This is a genomic window from Arthrospiribacter ruber (genome assembly GCF_019343195.1).
GTDB classification, from domain to species: Bacteria; Bacteroidota; Bacteroidia; order Cytophagales; family Cyclobacteriaceae; genus Arthrospiribacter; species Arthrospiribacter ruber.
The window spans coordinates 370,513-388,868 of the sequence record NZ_RPHB01000003.1 but is presented as its reverse complement, the minus strand read 5'-3'; the positions used below and the strand labels follow the sequence as shown (position 1 = coordinate 388,868).

General features: G+C 41.1%; 16 protein-coding genes. 12 read left to right on the top strand and 4 right to left on the bottom strand.

Annotated elements, in window-relative coordinates:
* Positions 1 to 291: 291 nt before the first annotated feature.
* The 3 genes from EGN73_RS07550 to EGN73_RS07540 form a co-directional block, all read right to left on the bottom strand.
* Entirely contained in the window at positions 292 to 1,788 is a 1,497-nt protein-coding gene (locus EGN73_RS07550) for a sodium:proton antiporter (RefSeq protein ID WP_219287945.1), read from the bottom strand.
* A 191-nt stretch (positions 1,789 to 1,979) separates the two neighbouring features.
* Positions 1,980 to 3,206: a Glu/Leu/Phe/Val dehydrogenase dimerization domain-containing protein gene (locus EGN73_RS07545; RefSeq protein WP_219287942.1), complete on the bottom strand. Its 1,227-nt coding sequence runs from the start codon at positions 3,204 to 3,206 to the stop codon at positions 1,980 to 1,982.
* Positions 3,207 to 3,272: 66 nt separating this feature from the next.
* On the bottom strand, positions 3,273 to 4,343 hold the full coding sequence (locus tag EGN73_RS07540) for an anhydro-N-acetylmuramic acid kinase (RefSeq protein ID WP_219287940.1): 1,071 nt from the start codon (positions 4,341 to 4,343) through the stop codon (positions 3,273 to 3,275).
* Between the two features lie 120 nt (positions 4,344 to 4,463).
* Here EGN73_RS07540 and EGN73_RS07535 point away from each other — a divergent pair, with 120 nt between their 5' ends.
* The 12 genes from EGN73_RS07535 (at position 4,464) to EGN73_RS07480 (ending at position 17,369) form a co-directional block, all read left to right on the top strand.
* Positions 4,464 to 5,189 carry a type III pantothenate kinase gene (locus EGN73_RS07535; protein ID WP_219287938.1) on the top strand — a complete coding sequence of 242 codons (726 nt, stop codon included), beginning with the start codon at positions 4,464 to 4,466 and terminating at the stop codon, positions 5,187 to 5,189.
* Positions 5,173 to 6,456 carry a BamG family beta-barrel-assembly machinery protein gene (gene bamG / locus EGN73_RS07530; RefSeq protein WP_219287936.1) on the top strand — a complete coding sequence of 428 codons (1,284 nt, stop codon included), beginning with the start codon at positions 5,173 to 5,175 and terminating at the stop codon, positions 6,454 to 6,456. The genes EGN73_RS07535 and bamG overlap by 17 nt, the downstream gene beginning before the upstream one ends.
* Before the next feature lie 11 nt (positions 6,457 to 6,467).
* Complete coding sequence (locus EGN73_RS07525) at positions 6,468 to 7,769, top strand: tetratricopeptide repeat protein (protein WP_219287934.1); 1,302 nt, start codon at positions 6,468 to 6,470, stop codon at positions 7,767 to 7,769.
* 142 nt (positions 7,770 to 7,911) lie between these two features.
* Positions 7,912 to 8,433 (top strand): LPS export ABC transporter periplasmic protein LptC, encoded by a 522-nt coding sequence (gene lptC, locus EGN73_RS07520; protein WP_246611502.1) that lies wholly within the window; start codon positions 7,912 to 7,914, stop codon positions 8,431 to 8,433.
* A 5-nt stretch (positions 8,434 to 8,438) separates the two neighbouring features.
* Complete coding sequence (locus EGN73_RS07515; RefSeq protein WP_219287932.1) at positions 8,439 to 8,642, top strand: hypothetical protein; 204 nt, start codon at positions 8,439 to 8,441, stop codon at positions 8,640 to 8,642.
* Positions 8,642 to 9,928 carry a hemolysin family protein gene (locus tag EGN73_RS07510; RefSeq protein ID WP_219287930.1) on the top strand — a complete coding sequence of 429 codons (1,287 nt, stop codon included), beginning with the start codon at positions 8,642 to 8,644 and terminating at the stop codon, positions 9,926 to 9,928. The genes EGN73_RS07515 and EGN73_RS07510 overlap by 1 nt, the downstream gene beginning before the upstream one ends.
* A 74-nt stretch (positions 9,929 to 10,002) precedes the next feature.
* Positions 10,003 to 12,114: a SurA N-terminal domain-containing protein gene (locus tag EGN73_RS07505; protein ID WP_219287929.1), complete on the top strand. Its 2,112-nt coding sequence runs from the start codon at positions 10,003 to 10,005 to the stop codon at positions 12,112 to 12,114.
* A gap of 165 nt (positions 12,115 to 12,279) precedes the next feature.
* Positions 12,280 to 12,546 (top strand): DUF493 domain-containing protein, encoded by a 267-nt coding sequence (locus EGN73_RS07500; RefSeq protein ID WP_219287928.1) that lies wholly within the window; start codon positions 12,280 to 12,282, stop codon positions 12,544 to 12,546.
* 12 nt (positions 12,547 to 12,558) lie between these two features.
* Positions 12,559 to 12,786, top strand: coding sequence for a 4a-hydroxytetrahydrobiopterin dehydratase (locus tag EGN73_RS07495; RefSeq protein WP_219287927.1), 228 nt, complete (start codon positions 12,559 to 12,561; stop codon positions 12,784 to 12,786).
* 1 nt (position 12,787) lies between these two features.
* Positions 12,788 to 13,477: a 16S rRNA (cytidine(1402)-2'-O)-methyltransferase gene (gene rsmI / locus EGN73_RS07490; protein ID WP_219287926.1), complete on the top strand. Its 690-nt coding sequence runs from the start codon at positions 12,788 to 12,790 to the stop codon at positions 13,475 to 13,477.
* Positions 13,478 to 13,516: 39 nt separating this feature from the next.
* Positions 13,517 to 14,317, top strand: a complete 801-nt coding sequence (locus EGN73_RS07485) for an inositol monophosphatase family protein (protein WP_219287925.1) — start codon at positions 13,517 to 13,519, stop codon at positions 14,315 to 14,317.
* A gap of 64 nt (positions 14,318 to 14,381) precedes the next feature.
* Positions 14,382 to 17,369, top strand: coding sequence for an AsmA-like C-terminal region-containing protein (locus EGN73_RS07480; RefSeq protein WP_219287924.1), 2,988 nt, complete (start codon positions 14,382 to 14,384; stop codon positions 17,367 to 17,369).
* On the opposite strand, the gene EGN73_RS07475 is transcribed toward EGN73_RS07480, so the two are convergent.
* The gene (locus EGN73_RS07475; RefSeq protein ID WP_219287923.1) at positions 17,370 to 18,275 is read right to left on the bottom strand and encodes an AEC family transporter; all 906 of its coding nucleotides are present in this window, start codon (positions 18,273 to 18,275) and stop codon (positions 17,370 to 17,372) included.
* Between the last annotated feature and the right edge of the window lie 81 nt (positions 18,276 to 18,356).

The following is an 18,356-nucleotide window of genomic DNA, read 5'->3' as shown; positions in this document are numbered from 1 at the left end:
CTCAGGTATGCCAGATTCAAAGCGGGCGAATGAAGATGTATGCTTATACTTCGAGTGAGCCCAATGAAGAAGATGGTATGCCTGAGACTAGCCTTAAAATTTTGAAATTTTAAGGAGCACGGAAATCGACCTATATTATTGAATAAGCGTGCACCTGCTTAAAAATAAAATACTTGACAAACGGGGTATTCATCAAAATTTAAAGAATTTATTCTCCAGTTGGCGTTTTTCAGCACGCCCTATCTAGCCGATACCAATTGAGAAGATATAATTTTCATTACCTTGGCTTCATCACACAAAGGCGAAGAAAATCAACCAGGTCAAAATCAGAACAGGCAATAAGATCGGAATACTGAACCTGATAATGTATCCAAAGAAAGAAGGCATTTTGATACCACTTTGCTCAGCTATGGACTTCACCATAAAGTTAGGTCCATTGCCTATATAAGTCATAGCGCCAAAGAACACCGCTGCTATGGAAATAGCCATCAGTTCAAATGCTGAATCGTCATAATTGTTGAGCGCAAAGTTTCTGACGCTTTCGAGGTTACTTATTTCAGCACCTTGTGAAGCCATGGCCGCTGCAAGGAAATTCAGGTAGGTGGGAGCATTATCCAAAAAACCTGATAAAATCCCTGTTCCCCAGTACAAGGTATTGTGAGTGATCAACTCAGCTCCTTCGGGAGATTTGGCAAAGTTGCCCACCAATTCAAGTGCTGGCATCATGGTTCCAAAAATCCCTACAAATATAAATGCCACTTCCCGAATGGGTTCAAAGTTGAACTCATTGCCTTTAATAGCCTTTTGATCCGCAAACCTATAACTGAAATAGGCCACAGATAACATGATGATTTCTCTCAAAAAGGAAAACTTTTGCCCGTCATATCTGATGGCTGGAACCCAGTCTATCACATTTGGATCCAGGAAAACAGAAAGAATGACAATACCCAACCAAATAAAATTCTTAGTACCTATCAACTCAAACTTGTTGGAATAACTCACCTCTTCCAGCTCTTCTTCATTGGCCCTTCCAAATTTTTTGTCGATAAAATAGAATACTATAGCCAATATGACCAATGCAACCACCCATGCAGGCCAATTGTATTCCAAGGTCCAGAAAAACGGAACTCCTTTCAAGAAGCCCAAAAACAAAGGAGGATCTCCAATAGGTGTAAGTGATCCACCTATATTACTCACCATAAATATAAAGAAGATAATATGGTAGGGTTGTATATTTCCTTTATTCAGTCTTATAAATGGTCTGATCAAAAGCATGGAAGCCCCAGTGGTTCCTATAAGATTGGAAATCACTGCCCCAATCAATAAAATAGTGACATTGGCCATTGGAGTGGCCTTTTTATCAATCTCAATCAAAATACCTCCTGAAGCTATATATAGTGAGGCCAAAAGAGCAATGAACTGTACATACTCAGCCAAGGCATGGACTGGACCATGTACATTATGCAGGACAAAAAGATAATAAAACACCACTATTATAGCCAGGCCTACAGCGACTTTTGGATAATTATGGTGCCAGAAATGTTCATAAAACAAAGGGCCTGTTGCAATCATCAATAGCAATGTCACAAAAGGAATTACTAACCAAAAAGGGGCTATTTCGTGTTCATGATCATCATGGATATGAGCGGCCACGCTGGTGATTTTGTCACCCTGTGCGGTGGTATCTACTTGTTCAGTTTGGGTGTCTGCCTGTGCTTTGGCATCTGGAATGTCAACCAAAAAAGTTAACCCCAATATCAATGCAAAAACGGCAATAAAATTCTTCATTCAGCTAAAATTAACTTATTCTTCAACAGGTTTGGATCAAAAAAAACTTGCTTGAATGGCATGATTTTATTCAAGTCGCAAGTTTGTTTTTGCTAAACTACTTATTTTGAATGAAAAGAACCATATAAAATAATCAAGCCGGGATGAATTGTTTTATGACATTTCATCCCGGCTGATGATTGGTTTTATTCTTATACCAGTTGTTTCAAGGCCAACTCAAGAGAAGTCTGGGCAATCTTGGTCTTTCCCGTATTGATTGCATAAGTTTTCTTCAATGCCTTAGCTATGGTTTTACTCACATCTTTGAATATAGCATCATCAGTCACCTCCGCATTTCCTGACATCAGGTAAGCAAATACCCTTGCCATACCACAATTGGCAATGAAATCCGGTAATACCGCTACCCTCTCATCCGCCCATACTCCAATAGGCCCAAGGAAAATTTCAGGGTCAGCAAAGGGAACATTCGCTCCACAGGATATTACTTCAAGCCCTGCTTTTACCATCCTTTCTGATTGGTCTTTTGTAATCAGTTTAGATGCCGCGGCAGGAATAAATATTTCACTTTGCAGGTCCCAAATCTTCCCGTTGATTTCATCAAAAGGAATCAGGTTATCCGCCACCAACTTATTGCCTTCCCTTTTTATAAATAGCTCTCTGATTTCATCCAATGAAAAACCTTTCTCATTGATAAGGCCTCCAACCCTATCAATTATACCCACTATTTTCACGCCTTCTACCGCCAAAAAACAGGCTGCCGCAGCACCCACATTGCCCCATCCTTGGATGACAGCCCTTTTACCTTTTAATGTCCCTCCCCATATTTTATAATAGTGTCTTACAGCTTCGGCTACCCCATAACCTGTAATCATATCCGCAACAGTGTATTTTTTTGGGCCATTAGGGGTGTAGTCCGGATCTTCCAAAACTTTGGAGACACCTTGCCTCAACTGTCCAATTTTTCTGATTTTCTGTGGTTCGGTAGCATTGAAATGGCCGTTTACTATGCCTTCCTGAGGATGCCAAAGTCCATAAGATTCCGTAATGGGAATAACCTCGTGGATCTCATCCACATTAAGATCCCCTCCTGTGCCATAGTAATTTTTGAGAAGTGGCATGACAGCTTTGTACCACCTTTTGAGTACATCATCTTTCCTGGGATCGTTAGGATCAAAATTGATCCCTGATTTGGCTCCTCCAATTGCAGGACCTGAAACAGTAAATTTTACCTCCATGGTTTTGGCGAGAGACTCCACTTCCCGCTTATCAAGACCTTTCCTCATTCTGGTACCTCCGCCGGCAGCACCTCCTCGTAAGGAATTGATCACCACCCAGCCTTCTGCTTCTGTCTCGTGGTCACTCCATTCAAAAACAATTTCAGGTTGCTTATTTTCAAACTTCTTCAATAAATCTTTCATAAAATATATTTGGGTTTACAGGGAAGCAAAATTATAAAAATTAGGCAGTACAAAAAGCACCGTCTATCATAGTCCAAATAACATTCCTCCACAGCTATCCTTTTTGGCTCCCGTGACAGAAGCAAGACAGTTTGGTTCATTTCGAAGTCTTAGCACGCCAAGGAAGCCAAAAATAAGCGCCTCTTTAAAGTTGATCATCTCCTTCCCGGCATCTATCAATTCAAAGTATCCTGCCATGGCTTCTTTGAGTTTTTGCATAAAAAACATATTAAAAGCTCCTCCTCCGGTTACCAAAACGCTTTTCCTTTTTGAGGATTCCGGAGAGAGTACTCTCATTATCTGAAAAATGTAATGTTCCACCAATGTCCTGAGGACATCCTGAGGCCTGTGATCAAGTTTATTTTCCAATATTTCCAAATAAATGTCCAAATCCTCTCTGCCAAGGGACTTCGCATTGGGTTGCTTATAATAGGTCAGTCCATTCAAACGATCAAGGACATCTTCAAGGACTTTCCCTTCACGAGCAAAATCTCCATTTTCATCATATGATTTTCCCAAAGAGACAGCATAACGGTTGAGCAAAAGGTTAAAGGGACAAATATCGAATGCTTTTCTCTCCCCTGAGATTTCCATGCTGATGTTGGCTATGCCCCCAAGATTGATACAATAATCGTAAGCCCCAAAAAGATGACGGTCACCAATAGGCACTAAAGGGGCTCCCTGTCCTCCAAGCTGCACATCATTCATCCTAAAGTCATTGATCACGGGAACTCCAACTTCCTGATGTAAAGCCCAACCATTCCCAATCTGCAAAGTCAATCTTTTGGAAGGCTGATGAAAGACAGTATGACCATGAGAACATACAACATCCACTTCCCAGCCTTTTCTATCTATCAGGTTCCTCACTTGTCTTCCCATCCATTTCCCGAAGTCCACGTCCAGTTGAGCCAAAGAAAGGCTGTCAAAATCATGGGCAAATTGAAGGCTTTTCCCGAGGTTTTCAGGAAATGGAACAGTTTCTCCAAACTCCAGATTGAATGACCAATCTTTTGATTTTGTGAAATGACAATAGGCGATATCAAGTCCATCTCCTGAAGTTCCGGACATCAGGCCGATGACTTTATAAGTTTGATCCATGGCAACCAGGGTTAAATTTTGTTAAAAACAGCAAGCTAAAGTTAAATTTATTTTATGCAAAAATTGTACTTGACATAATTGAGTATTTTCGCCGATGCGTGACGAGAAACTTTTGATAATTTGAATAACCTCATCGTAGATATAGGAAATTCCAGGATAAAAGCAGCAGTTTTTGTCCGGGACAAATTGATTCAAGAAGCCGCCTTTGAGGATTTAGATGCATTATCTGTATTTTCAAAGGGATTGGATTTCTCCAAGTGCATCATCAGTTCAGTAAAATATACTGAAGAACAGCTAAAAGAGCGACTTGGGTTTGTGTTTTTGTTTTTGGATAAAGAAACACCGATTCCGATCAATAACCTATACCAAAGCCCTGAGACCTTAGGAGTGGACAGAAAAGCTGCTGTAGTAGGCTCTAGGGCCATTGTAAAGCAAGGCGCCTTGCTTACTATTGACTTGGGAAGCTGTATTACCTATGAGATTCTGGACGGGGAAGACAGGTATTTTGGGGGTTCTATTACCCCAGGACTGAAAATGAGATTCAAGTCCATGAATCAATACACAGCAAGACTTCCATTGGTGGATTTGGAACCTTGGAAGGTACCCGCACTTACAGGCAATACGACAGAGACCTGTCTGCAGAGTGGTGTATATCACGGCATCCTTCACGAAATCGAAGGATTTATACATGCTTACCAAAAAGCTTACCCCGAATTGAAGGTCTTAATTTGCGGGGGTGATTCAAAAGTTTTTGAAAGCTTAACAAAAGACCACATATTTGTAATCCCAAATTTGGTCCTGTATGGATTAAATAGAATTCTAAGCTACAATGTCAATCTCCAATAGGATAAAATTATTGAGCACGTTTTGCTCATTTTTCATAATTTCAGAAGTCTTTGCCCAATCGAGCGCATCCACTTACAGTGCATTAGGCATTGGTGATTTCAACAATTCAGGCCTGACTACCAACCAAGGTATGGGAGGGCTTGGCCTGAGCTTTGGTACAGGCTGGTCGGTCAACTACATGAACCCTGCACTTTCTACCAGAAATACCATTTTCAACTTCCAGGCTGCTTTCAATTACGAAAGAATCAACGTTTCGTCAGGAGAGAGCACAGAACTTTCAGATGGAGGTGGCTTGTCGTATGTGTTGATGTCTTTACCTATAAATTCGGGAAAATCCACTCTCGGAATGGGAATCAATCAGGTAACCAGTGTAAATTATAACCTCCTGATTTCAGGACAAGTAGCAGGGACCAACTTCAATTCTGTCAATAGAATAGATGGAAGAGGAGGAATATCAGAAGCATATTTATCCACAGGATTTCTTGTCGCCAAAAACCTTAGCTTGGGAGTTCATGGGTCATATCTTTTTGGCTCTACCATCCGGACCAACCAGTTGAGCTTATTGGATGAAAACGGAAACCCTGCTGGAATTTCAACAGAATTGTATCAAAGATTCAGTGTAAGTGACTTTGCAATCAAAGGTGGGGCCCATTATTATTTTAAAGCCGGAAACAGAAATAATATCCACCTAGGCGCCATTTATCAGGCATATGGAAATATTAATGGAAAAGAATTTGCGAAGACAGGCAATATTGGGGAAGCTAGCAGACCAGACGCTGAAGGGGACCTAATCAGCGACAATGTAGCAGGAAGTGTTTACATACCTAGTAATGTAGGTTTTGGTATATCTTTCGAAAAAATTAATAAATTTGTAATTGGCCTTGAAGGACAATATCAACAACTCAGCCAGTTCCGCTCATTTGATGGTGGTACAGGCGAGCTTGGGGATTCTTTCAAACTTGCGCTCGGAGGTCAGATTACCCCGGATTTTGGGGCGATTGACAATCTCCTGAAGCGGACTACGTACAGATTTGGGGTGGAATACCAGCAAACTCCGTATGTTTTGTCAAGCATCCAAGTTCAGGACATTGGCATCAATTTTGGAGGTTCGGTTCCTATAAACAGTTTATCGTTGACAAACTTCGCCATTAAACTTGGAACCCGCGGCACCACCGAAAATGGATTGATAAGAGAAAATTATGTAAACTTTAGTTTAGGATTTTCTCTCAATGATAACACATGGTTTTACAAACGAGTATTCGAATAAATTTAACAAACATGAAAGTTAAAAGTGTACTAGCCGGGTTTCTAACCATCATGATGGCGGGATTTGCCCAGGCTCAAGAATGGAATTGGCCATCTGACCCTGCAGAAGAGGCAAGAGCTAGAGAGCTCAACGCTGCTTACACGGATTACATGAAGTCTGAGCAGTTTGTAGAGGCAACCAGAGGATTAAATTGGTTGTTGACCAACGTTCCTCAAGTCAACGAGTCAATCTACATCAACGGAGTCAATGTATATGCAGGCGCCGCTAATGCAAGTTCTGACGCAGCTCAGAAAAGAGTTTATCAAGATTCTGTAATGACTGTATTTGAGCTTCGTGACAAATATTATGACAATGAATCGAGATGGGCAGAAAACAGGGCTTATTATGCTTATAATTTCTGGAAAGGAGAAAAAGACAAATTAGAAGAAGCACTAAGCTATTTTGACAGAGTAGTAGAAATCAACGGCAATTTCAATACCCCAACACTGGTAGGAGCTTACTTTGATTTGGTCTACAGGCACAGTGCTTACAATAAAGCTTTCACCAAAATGGAGCAATTGGAAAAGTATGAAAACCTGAAAGCTTTGTTGGATGAGGCTGAGGCTGAAGGAAAAGATGTATCCAGTCCGAAATCTACCCTTGAACAATTGGTAGTAGCTATGGAATTGATTGACTGTGAATTTATTGAAAATAACCTTGGGCCTAAGCTCAAGGCAGAACCTGAAAACCTAATGCTGGCGCAACAGATTTTCAAATATTCTGTACAATACAAGTGTCTTAACTCCTCTTCTTTCTTGATGGCTTTGGAATTGATCGACAATGACAACCCTACGTTCTCCACTTCTCAGGTAAGAGCAATGAGGTACATGCAGAACAGGGAATACGAAAAAGCCCAGCCAATTTTGGAAAAAGCACTTTCTTTAGCTGAAAATGACAAGCAGAAAGCTGAGGTTCAATTTGACCTTGCCAAAGTTCACGCTCAAGCAGGTAGAAAGTCTGCTGCAAGATCTGCGGCTATGGAATCTGCAAAATTAGACTCTGATAAAGCCTCTGATGCTTATACCATGGTGGGACAGCTTTATATGGGATCTTTCAACGACTGTAAAGGAGGAGAAAGTAGAGCAAAAGATTACTCCATCTACATTGCAGCTTACAATGCCTTCCAAAGAGCCGGCAACAATGATGGCATGAGAGATGCGAGAGCCAGGTTCCCATCCAAAGAAGAGCTTTTCACTGAAGGACTTCAGGCAGGTTCTACGATCAGCACAGGCTGCTGGATAGGTGAAACAGTGACTTTGGCTACAAGAGATTAAACCATATCACATACCCCAAAAAAGCAGTCCAAAAGACTGCTTTTTTTATGCAAACACATTTGATATGGTCAATTGTGAAATTCCTTACTGTTAATAATCTTTTGATATCTTTGTGGCTATGTTCCGTGTAATTTGCTCATTTATGATTGGGGCTTGCCTAATAATGGGCCTTGCTTCTTGTGATGAAGAAGTGGACAGCAGTCTCTTGGAGCCCTATCTTGGCCCTGTCAGTGAGGCTTTGGATGTAGAGCTTTACCACAGTGATTCTGCCTTGGTACGCACTTACCTTCAGGCAAAGAAACAGATTGAATTTGAAAACGGAGATCAGGAATTCCCCGAAGGTATTGACATCACATTTTATGATGAAGAGGGCAATATCACTACCACCATGCGGGCTGATAGGGGGTTTTACACACATAAAGACAACCTTTATAAAGGTGAAGGAGATGTGAGGGTCCACAACCTTGAGAAAGATCAGAAGCTAAACTCAGAAGAACTCTTCTGGGATCCAAATGCAAAAAAAATCTATACAGAAAAATTTGTGACCATCCAGGAAAGAGAAACGCTTTTCAATGGTACAGGAATGGAAGCAGATGAAGGCTTTAATGAATACAAGCTGTTTAAGGTTACCAATAGCCGAACCATCTTGCCAGGTGAAAATTAAAAAAGATGAAAATCAGTAACATTTCCATTCTCTCTTTAGCAGCTGCTGCAGTAATCATTGGCACCCACCAATTGATCACTGTGGGACTAATGGCTTCATATCCCATATTTATGCTGTCCGTGGGTCTGTTATTTTGGTACAAATACAGAACCAATAAGGAAAGGGAAAATCAGGATAACACACCTCCTAGCAAAAAGCCCAAAAAATAATGGAAAGCCAATACCTCATATATGTATTGATTACTTTGCTGTTTTCCGCATTTTTTTCGGGAATAGAAATCGCATTCATATCTGCCAATAAACTTCAGATAGAATTACAGAACAAGCAGGGGTTGATTTCCGGAAGGATACTTTCCAATTTTGTTCAGAGGCCTGGACAATTTATAGGTACGACGCTTATAGGAAACACCATAGCCCTGGTCATGTACGGAATCTTCATGGCTAATCTGTTAGAGCCTTGGATCAAAGACTTACTTCCGGACAATGTCGACGGACAAGCTTTTGTATTGATCTCTCAGACTGTCATTTCCACTATTATCGTATTGGTCACCGCAGAGTTTTTACCCAAAAGCATTTTCATACTCAACCCAAATAGACTTCTATCAGTTTTTGCCTTTCCCTTTCAGGCCATCTATTACTTGATGTACCCAATAGTTTGGTTCGTGGTAGGTTTATCACGCTTTTTCATCACAAAGGTGCTGGGATTAGAATATAATGAAGACAAGCCTGTATTTAAAGTAACCGACCTGAACAGCTTTATTCAAAACAATCTTCAACATTCCGACAAGGATGTCAAGGTAGAAATTGACACCAAGATTTTTGACAACGCCGTAGAATTCAAGACCATCAAAGTAAGGGAATGTATGGTGCCCAGAACTGATATTGTGGCAGTGGATATCGAAGAAAGCATTGAGGACCTCAAACAGGCCTTTGCAGAAAGCGGGCATTCCAAAATCATCGTCTACAAAGAGTCAATTGACGATGTTATAGGATATTGCCACCAATTGGAACTCTTCAAAAAGCCAAAATCCATATCTGATATTCTGACAAGTATCATCATCGTACCCGAATCAGCCCTGGCCAATGAACTGTTGATTCAATTTATCAAAGAGCGCAAAAGCCTTGCTTTGGTCGTGGATGAGTTTGGGGGTACCAGCGGTATCGTCTCCATGGAAGACATTATTGAAGAGATTTTTGGAGAAATTCAGGACGAATATGACAGCGATGACCTAATCGAGCAAAAAATATCCGATACAGAATACCTTTTCAGTGCCCGTCATGAAATTGACTATCTCAACGAAAAATATGGATGGGAACTGCCGTATGGTGAATTTGAAACTTTGGCTGGATTTATCCTTTCATTGACAGAAGACATACCTCAAAAGGGGCAGTCAATAGTGTACAGCTCATTCACATTTACCATAGTATCCAAACAAGATCACAGAATAGAAACCCTTAAATTAAAAATCAATCCCAACCTTAAACCCAATAAGTAATTTATTGACAGTGATAATATTTTGAATTTAGCACTAGATGTAATTATTTTGCGGCACTTCAAAAAACCAGTAGAATGGCATTAATTAAAAAAATCAGACAGAAAACAGGTCTTGCAATCGGTGTGATAGCAGTGGGCTTGATCTTCTTCCTAGTAGGAGGAGATATACTCAGCCCTAACTCAACCCTTCTGGGCGGAAGTTCCAACAAAGTGGGAGAGATTGCAGGTGAGCGTATTACTTATGAAGAATACATCCGGAAAATAGAGGAGATTAAATTCCAGTTTCAGCAGAATACCGGTAGGACTCCATCCGAAAATGAAATGAACAGCATCAGGGAGCAAGCCTGGCAAGCACTTATAGTGGATAAGGTATTTGATTCCCAATTTGACGCTCTTGGACTCACTGTTTCCGATGCGGAGTTAGTGGATATGGTTCAAGGGAAGAATATCATTGCCGAGTTAAGGCAACAACTGACCAATCCTGAAACTGGAGAGTTTGACAGAAATCAGCTGGTTGCTTTCCTTCAGTCTCTTGAGGATGCAGGACCAGAGCAAAGGGCTTTTTGGGCTCAACAAGAAAGGCTGTTTGCAGATGCCAGGTTGAGGATCAAGTATGATAATTTACTATCGACCTCAGAGTATGCGACAAAAGCAGAGGGTAGAATGGAGCACAAAATGTCCAATACCATTGCTGATGTAGACCATCTTTTCATCCCGTTTTATGCTATTCCGGACACAGCTGTAAGTGTTTCTGACAGCGAGCTTCGTGATTATATCAATAAAAACAAGGAGAAATTTAAAGTTACCAATGCAGCAGACCTTGCTTATGTAAGCTTTCCTATCAATCCTAGTAGCGAAGACTCTGCTGCAGTGATATCTGAAATGAGAAGGCTAACCGAAGAGTTGGGAAATGCAGAAAGCGACTCTGTATTCGCGATCAGAAACTCAGAAGCTCAAAGGCCTTTTCAGACTTTCCTTCCAGGAGATGCATTACCTAATTCACTCACAAGCAATGTAGACGAGATCGAAGAAGGTGAGATATATGGCCCTTTCCTTACGAATAGGTCTACTTATGTTACCTACAAAATCACTTCAAAATTTGATGGAACTCCAAGGATGCGTGCAGCTCATATTCTATTTGGAACCCAAGGGCTAAGTGATGATGCCAAAGCTGAAGTAAAACAAAACGCTGAAAGTGTATTGAAAGAAATCCAGGATGGATTGAATTTCGCAACAGCAGCAGCTCAATACGGACAGGATGGCACTGCGCAAAGAGGTGGAGATCTAGGTTGGTTTGCCAAAGAGGACTTTGTAGATGAATTTGCAGAGGTATCTTTTGCGCAGAGAAATACAGGACTGATCAACAGACTTGTAGAAACAGAATATGGCTACCACATTATCAGCGTGACTGATCTTCCAAAAAGAGAGTCCTTCAAAATCGCAACTATCGAAAGAGAACTGATTGCCAGCGATGCTACAAGAAATGATGCTTACAGAAAAGCAGACTTCTTTGCAGCCAATGCAGGTAATGCCAGCGAATTCAATGCAAATGCCGAGAAAGAAGGATATCGCGTGATTCAGGCCAATAATGTGGATGCTTTTGCAAGAAACCTGAACAACCTTACCAATGCCAGAGAAGTGATCAGGTGGGCATTCAATGATGCTTCTGAAGGCAAAGTTTCGGGTGTGTTCGAATTGGACAATGCTTATATCGTAGCTACACTGAAGCAAAGGTATGAAGAAGGTACTGCTACTTTAGATCAAGTAAGGCCACAGGTACTTCTTCAGGTAAGAAATGAAAAGAAGGCAAAATTGATCAAAGATAAGATTGCCGGAAAATCTACCTTGGAAGAAATGAGAGATGTGTTCCCGGATGATGCTTCATTGGACAACACGCCGGATCTCAAGCTATCTGCCTCTGTACTGCCAGGAGTAGGTTTTGCTCCTAGTGCTGTTGGCGCAGCTTTTGGATTGAAAGAGAGCGGGCAAATTTCCAAGCCTGTACAGGAAGATGTAGGTATCATTGTATTGAAACTTAACTCCCTGACTCCTGCTTCTGAAGTAGGTGACTACAGCAACTTCCAAAGACAGCTGACCCTAAACTCTTCACAAAGGACTGCTTATATGATTATGATGGCACTAGAAGATCTTGCCAATGTAAAAGATTATAGATACAAATTCTTTTAATAGTTAAAGATTGAATGAGTAGAAACCCGTGAAAAGCTTTTCACGGGTTTTTTTATACCCTCACTTTCACCTAGCTAAAGGCAAAAGGTAGAGATAGGAAACCAAAACCAGATAAATATCGGTTTACTTTTAGAGTATAGAATTTAAGTCTTAAATTAGTATCAAATGAAAAACACCTTCGACCGGGAAGCTTTCAAAGAGAAATTGGATGCCATGACCTCTTTTCCTTCCTTATATATGTTCAAGTTCATTGTTCAAAATGGCAAGGAAGCGGAAGTAGGGAGCCTTTTGCCCAACAACAAAATGGAGCTCAAAGAATCTTCGAAAGGTAAATACGTGTCTGTCACCATCAAAGCAATGATGAGTAGCTCAGAGGCAATTTTGGAGGTATATGATAAGGCTTCGAAAATTGAAGGAGTAATTGCACTTTAAACCAACTGAACCATGTGGAAAGAAGAAAATGACAAACTTAGCAGGACTTTTGAATTCAAAGACTTTCAGGAAGCATTTGCTTTTATGACAAGAGTCGCATTTTTGGCAGAAGCTCAGGGCCACCATCCCAACTGGAGCAATGTATACAATGAAGTAACTATTGAACTCACTACCCACGATGCCGGCAATAAGGTGACCAATAAAGACAGAAAGCTGGCTGAAGCCATCGATAAGATCTAATATGTCAGATCAGGAAATAAAAGAGGTAAACCTTTACCTGGTACCCACACCAATCGGCAATCTCAGAGACATCACCCTTCGGGCCATAGATATACTCAAGTCAGTGGATGTCATTCTTGCAGAAGATACCAGAACCTCCGGCAAACTATTGAAGCACCTTGAAATCCAAAGACCTCTTCAAAGCTATCACATATTCAATGAGCACAAAACCGTAGAAAAGCTCATCGAAAGAATGCAAAAGGGAGAAAAAATGGCTTTGGTAAGTGATGCAGGTACACCGGGAATTTCAGATCCTGGATTTTTGTTGGTAAGGGCCGCAAAAGAAGCCGGTCTGGAGGTAAACTGTCTTCCCGGCGCCACAGCCTTCGTACCTGCTCTTGTAAATTCAGGCTTACCCAATGACAGATTTACCTTCGAAGGCTTTCTCCCCCACAAAAAAGGTAGGAAGACCCGTATCGAAAACCTACAGGATGAAGCCAGAACCATGGTTTTTTATGAATCTCCTCATAGACTGATGAAAACACTGGAACAGTTTTCAGAAGCTTTTGGTCCGGACAGAATGGCAAGTGTGTCCCGGGAACTTAGCAAATTATACGAAGAAAATGTAAGAGGCAGCCTATCAGAACTCATAGCCTATTACCAAGAAAATCCTATTAAAGGGGAAATTGTACTTGTCGTGCAAGGAAAATAAGAATTGTAACATTTCCTGTTTTTACCTAAACCATTAAAAATGAATTCATCGATTGATTTTTCGGAAATACTTACCAAAACCATCTCAACAGCAAAATCAGCAGGATCTTTTATCCGGCAAGAATCAAAAACCTTTGATAGAAATAAAGTTGAAGCCAAAGGGCTCAATGATTTAGTTTCTTATGTAGACAAAGAAGCTGAAAAAATCATTGTTGAAAAGCTGAAAAATATCCTTCCAGAAGCAGACTTTATTGCTGAAGAAGGCACAGAAGGTCAAAGTGGAAAAGATTTCACCTGGATCATTGATCCATTGGATGGCACGACCAATTTTATCCATGGCATACCGGTCTTTGCAGTGAGTATTGGACTCAAATACAAAGAAGACATTGTTTTGGGTGTCGTGTACGAGATCAACCTTGACGAATGCTTTTATGCCAGCAAAGGAAATGGGGCGTTCTTGAACGGGCAACCCATCGTTGTCAGCAAATCCGAAACACTTTCCGAAAGCCTGATAGTAACTGGATTTCCGTACTCAGCCTTCGGAAAAATAGATGACTATTTGGCCGTACTGAGAAGTCTCATGGAAACCTGCCATGGTCTCCGAAGGATGGGAAGTGCGGCCACAGATCTCTGCTATGTAGCCTGTGGAAGATCTGAGGGATTCTTTGAGTATGATCTAAAGCCCTATGATGTTGCTGCTGGAGTTATTATTCTGGCTGAGGCCGGTGGAAAAGTGAGCGATTTTTCTGGTGGTGATAATTACATTTTCGGCAAAGAGATTTTGGCAAGCAATTCGCATGTACATGAGGAGATGCTGAAAGAAATCCAAAAAGTCTGGTAAACTGATGCCCACATAAGCCATCTTTCTCGTTTCTTCAGCGTACAATCCCCAAAATCAAGAAGGTATGAAAAAGAAAATTTTGATCGGGTTTGCTATATTTTTCCTCATTTTGGGAATTTTGGCAGCACTGCCCTTCATTTTCAAAGATAAGATAGCTGAGCGGATTGACCGTGAAATACAAGGAGCGGTAAACGCACAGGTTTATTACGATTTCAACAATATCAGCCTTAGTATTTTTAGGAGGTTTCCCCATATCTCTGCCACAGTGAGGGAATTTGGAATCATTGGCAACCCTCCTTTCCAAAATGACACTTTGGTTCATGTAGACAGGTTGCAGGTAGATTTTAATCTTCGCTCTGTGATATTCGATGATTTCCCAACGCTTACAGGCCTCCACCTGAATGGCGGTAGCCTTTATGTAAAGGTATTGGAAGATGGAAAGGCTAACTACGACATTACCTTCCCTTCTGAAGAACCTGCCACTGAAAGCAACTTTAAAATGGCTGTAGATATCATAGAAGTCAATGACCTAGATGTGATATATGACGACAGGGAACTGGATTTTTTTATGGCATTAGGCCAGATCGACATGGTAGGCAGGGGGGACTTCACCATGGATGTCTATGACTTACCTATGGAAATGGAAGCTATTATTGCAGATGTTTCTTTCGATGGGACCAACTATTTGAGAAACAAAAAATTTAAGGGTGAAACAGTACTCAATGTGGATCTCGAGCAAATGAAATTTACCTTAGGCGATGGTAGCTTTAGGCTCAATGATTTTCTATTTGATTTAAAAGGATATCTAGCACTACCTGAGGAAGATATTGAAATGGATCTTGCATTTGAAGGAAAAAACAACACCTTTAAAAGCATATTATCTTTGGTTCCCGGGGTATACACCGAAAACTTCGATAATCTCCGGACCTCCGGAACCATGGATTTCCGTGGATTTATGAAGGGTATATATAATGAAAATTCTTTTCCCTCCTTTGATATTTCCTTAAAAGTGGAAGATGGTATGTTCCAATATCCTGATTTACCAAGACCGGTGAGCAATATCAATGTGGCCATGCATGTGGAAAACAGCAGCAATGACTTGGACAATACCCGAATCGAGATCCCGAACTTCAGCATGGACTTTGGTTCAAACCCTATTTCAGGTCGGTTTGCACTTGCCAACCTCAAGGACTATACCATGGATGGATCCCTTAGAGGCAAACTGAACCTGGAGGAACTTACTTCAATTTTCCCTGTAGAAGGCATTACCCTTCGTGGAATGTTGGATGTGGATGCCACAGCAAAAGGCCGTTATGATTCTGTAGCTCAGGTCATTCCAAGTATGGATGCAAGGCTCGCCCTTACCAACGGGTTTGTAAAAAGCAGTGACTATCCCGCTCCCATTGAGAAGCTTAACGTGAATGCTACTGTCAGCAATCCAAGCGGACGTATGGATGACTTTATTGTCAACTTGTCCCAGTTTGGTTTTGAGCTGGAAAACGAAAGCATTACAGGAAGACTTAGGGTACAGGATTTTGCTGCCCTCAACTGGGATGGAGCCTTGCAAGGTGGAGTGGATTTGGGAAAAATGCTCGCAATTTTCCCTATGGAAAACATCATCATGGAAGGTAAGCTAAAGGCAGACCTGCAATCCAAAGGATCTTATGCAGATGTAGAAGCCGCTAGGTACAATAGGATAGACATGAGGGGAGAACTGGATCTCAGAGAGTTTTATTTCAATTCCACGGATGTTCCTCAAGGAATAAGGATCAATACATCCACTATGGAATTTTCCCCACAAAGGATTACACTCAAAGACTTTGATTCGAGATTAGGTCAAAGTCCTCTTACTGCAACAGGTTTTCTATCCAACTATATGGATTATTTCCTGAAAAATGACGCCGTATTGACTGGACAGCTCAGCCTCAATTCCAGCAAATTTGATATCAACGAATGGATGACAGCGGATACCTCTGAGGAAAGCATGGAACTTAGTGTGGTGGAATTGCCAAAAGACATCGATTTTACAATGGCGATCAATATGCAGGAAGTTATTTACGACAACCTGAGTTTGAAAAATGTAAGAGGAAATCTCGGTATAAAAGATGGTATCCTTAGATTTAGAGATGCTGCTATGAGTACTTTAGGAGGACAGATCAGCATGAACGGAACTTATGATCCAAGGAATATCACTGAACCTGTGTTTGCTTTTGACCTAGACCTGTCCTCTCTGAGTATTCCAAGGGCATTTGAATCTTTCAATACAGTCAGGGCATTTGCTCCAATTGCCCAGCACCTTACGGGCAATTTTAGCACAAAGCTTAATTTTTCAGGTCAACTGGGCCCTGATATGATGCCAGTACTTTCTACCCTCGATGGAAAGGGACTGCTGAGGGTAGCAGAAGCATCCTATCAAAATCCACAGCTCTTGCAAGCAGTATCTCAAGTAACCCGTCTCAATGAAAGCAATAGCTTACAATTCAGAAATATCAGTATTCCGGTTGAGATAAATAATGGTGTGATGGATGTACGTCCTTTCGATGTAAGGCTTTGGGACTATCAGGCCAACATTCAGGGAAGCACTTCTTTTGACGGAAGTATCAATTACCTGCTCAACATGCAGGTGCCAGCAGGCAGGTTTGGATCTATGGCCAACAACATACTGTCCACTATATCGGGAACCCAGGCTTCTGAATCCACTATCATACCTTTGGCGCTAAACTTGGGTGGTACTTATTCCAATCCAAGAGTAAGTCTTGCTGGAGGCAACAGCATTGAAAACATGTTGGCAAATGCACTGAGATCTAGAGTCACGCAGGAAAGAGAAAATATCCAAGAGCAGGTAACGCAGCAGTTTAGGGCAGCAGAAGACAGTCTAAAAAGGGAAGTCCGTGCAAAAGCAGAAACCCTACAGGACAGCGTACGCAGGGAAGCAGAAAGAAAAGCCTCCGAAACCAAAGACCGCGCAGTGGAAGAAGCCAAAAGTGTGCTGAGAAATGTGCTTCGTCCTCCTAGACAGAATACAAGACCGGACACTACCTCAAACCCTTGATCAGGCCAATAAAAAGTACCATCCTGTAATGGTCAAAAAGGAAAGCGGAATCCCTACTCCCACGAGTAGGGAAGCCAGCTTTGGTTCCAAATCATGGGTAATCGCAATAATTGAACCTGTGATCATGGGAGCCATTGCAGCTTCTATCACAGACACCTTGAAAAGCAAACCTTCCAAACCAAATACCTGAGAAAATAGCAGGTAAATAATTCCTGGTATCAATATCAGCTTATAAGATAAACCGAGCCAGAGAAATTTTGAGCTGATCGCTTCTAGATTGATCTTGACCTGAAGTCCTACGGCCGTCAATGCAACTGGAGTCAAAGTGATGGCTATTAACTGTAAAATAGACTCCAAGCCTTGAGGAATTTGTATTTGAAAAACATTCATTCCCATTGCTAAAACAAAAAACAGAAAGGGGGGAAACGTTAGGATTTTTTTACTGATATCTCTTTTTCGTTTTTTCCCGGTGCTGTAAATAGAAGCGACCACAACAGCCACACTGCTGACAATGATAAATGAACCTGCCTGATCTATAAGCAAAGCGATTTTTACTGCTTCTTCTCCATAAAGTGCCTGTACTATTGGAAAACCTACAAAAGAAGTGTTTGCCAAACCTGCTGTAATGATCAGACATCCTGTAAGAGAATTGGGCCAAGAAAAATGTTTGCCCAAAAATCCAAAAAGTAGCCAGGAAAGGAAGAAACTGATCCAAGCTGAGGCAATTGGAAGTAATAAGTCCAGATTCAGCTTGACTTCAGGCAAATAAAGCAAAGCCAAAGCGGGTAAAACAACATAAATCAGGTAGGTATTCAAATATTCCGAGAGTCTTGCAGGGACAAAACTGAGCTTTTGAAGCAGTAGACCCACAAGCAAAAAAAACACAATCAGAAAAAGATTTGTCATAAAATGGACTTGGTAGATTAGAGCAGCCTAAAAATAAGCTACACATTTTTGAAATTTAACAGAAGGGTAATTTATTGTTAA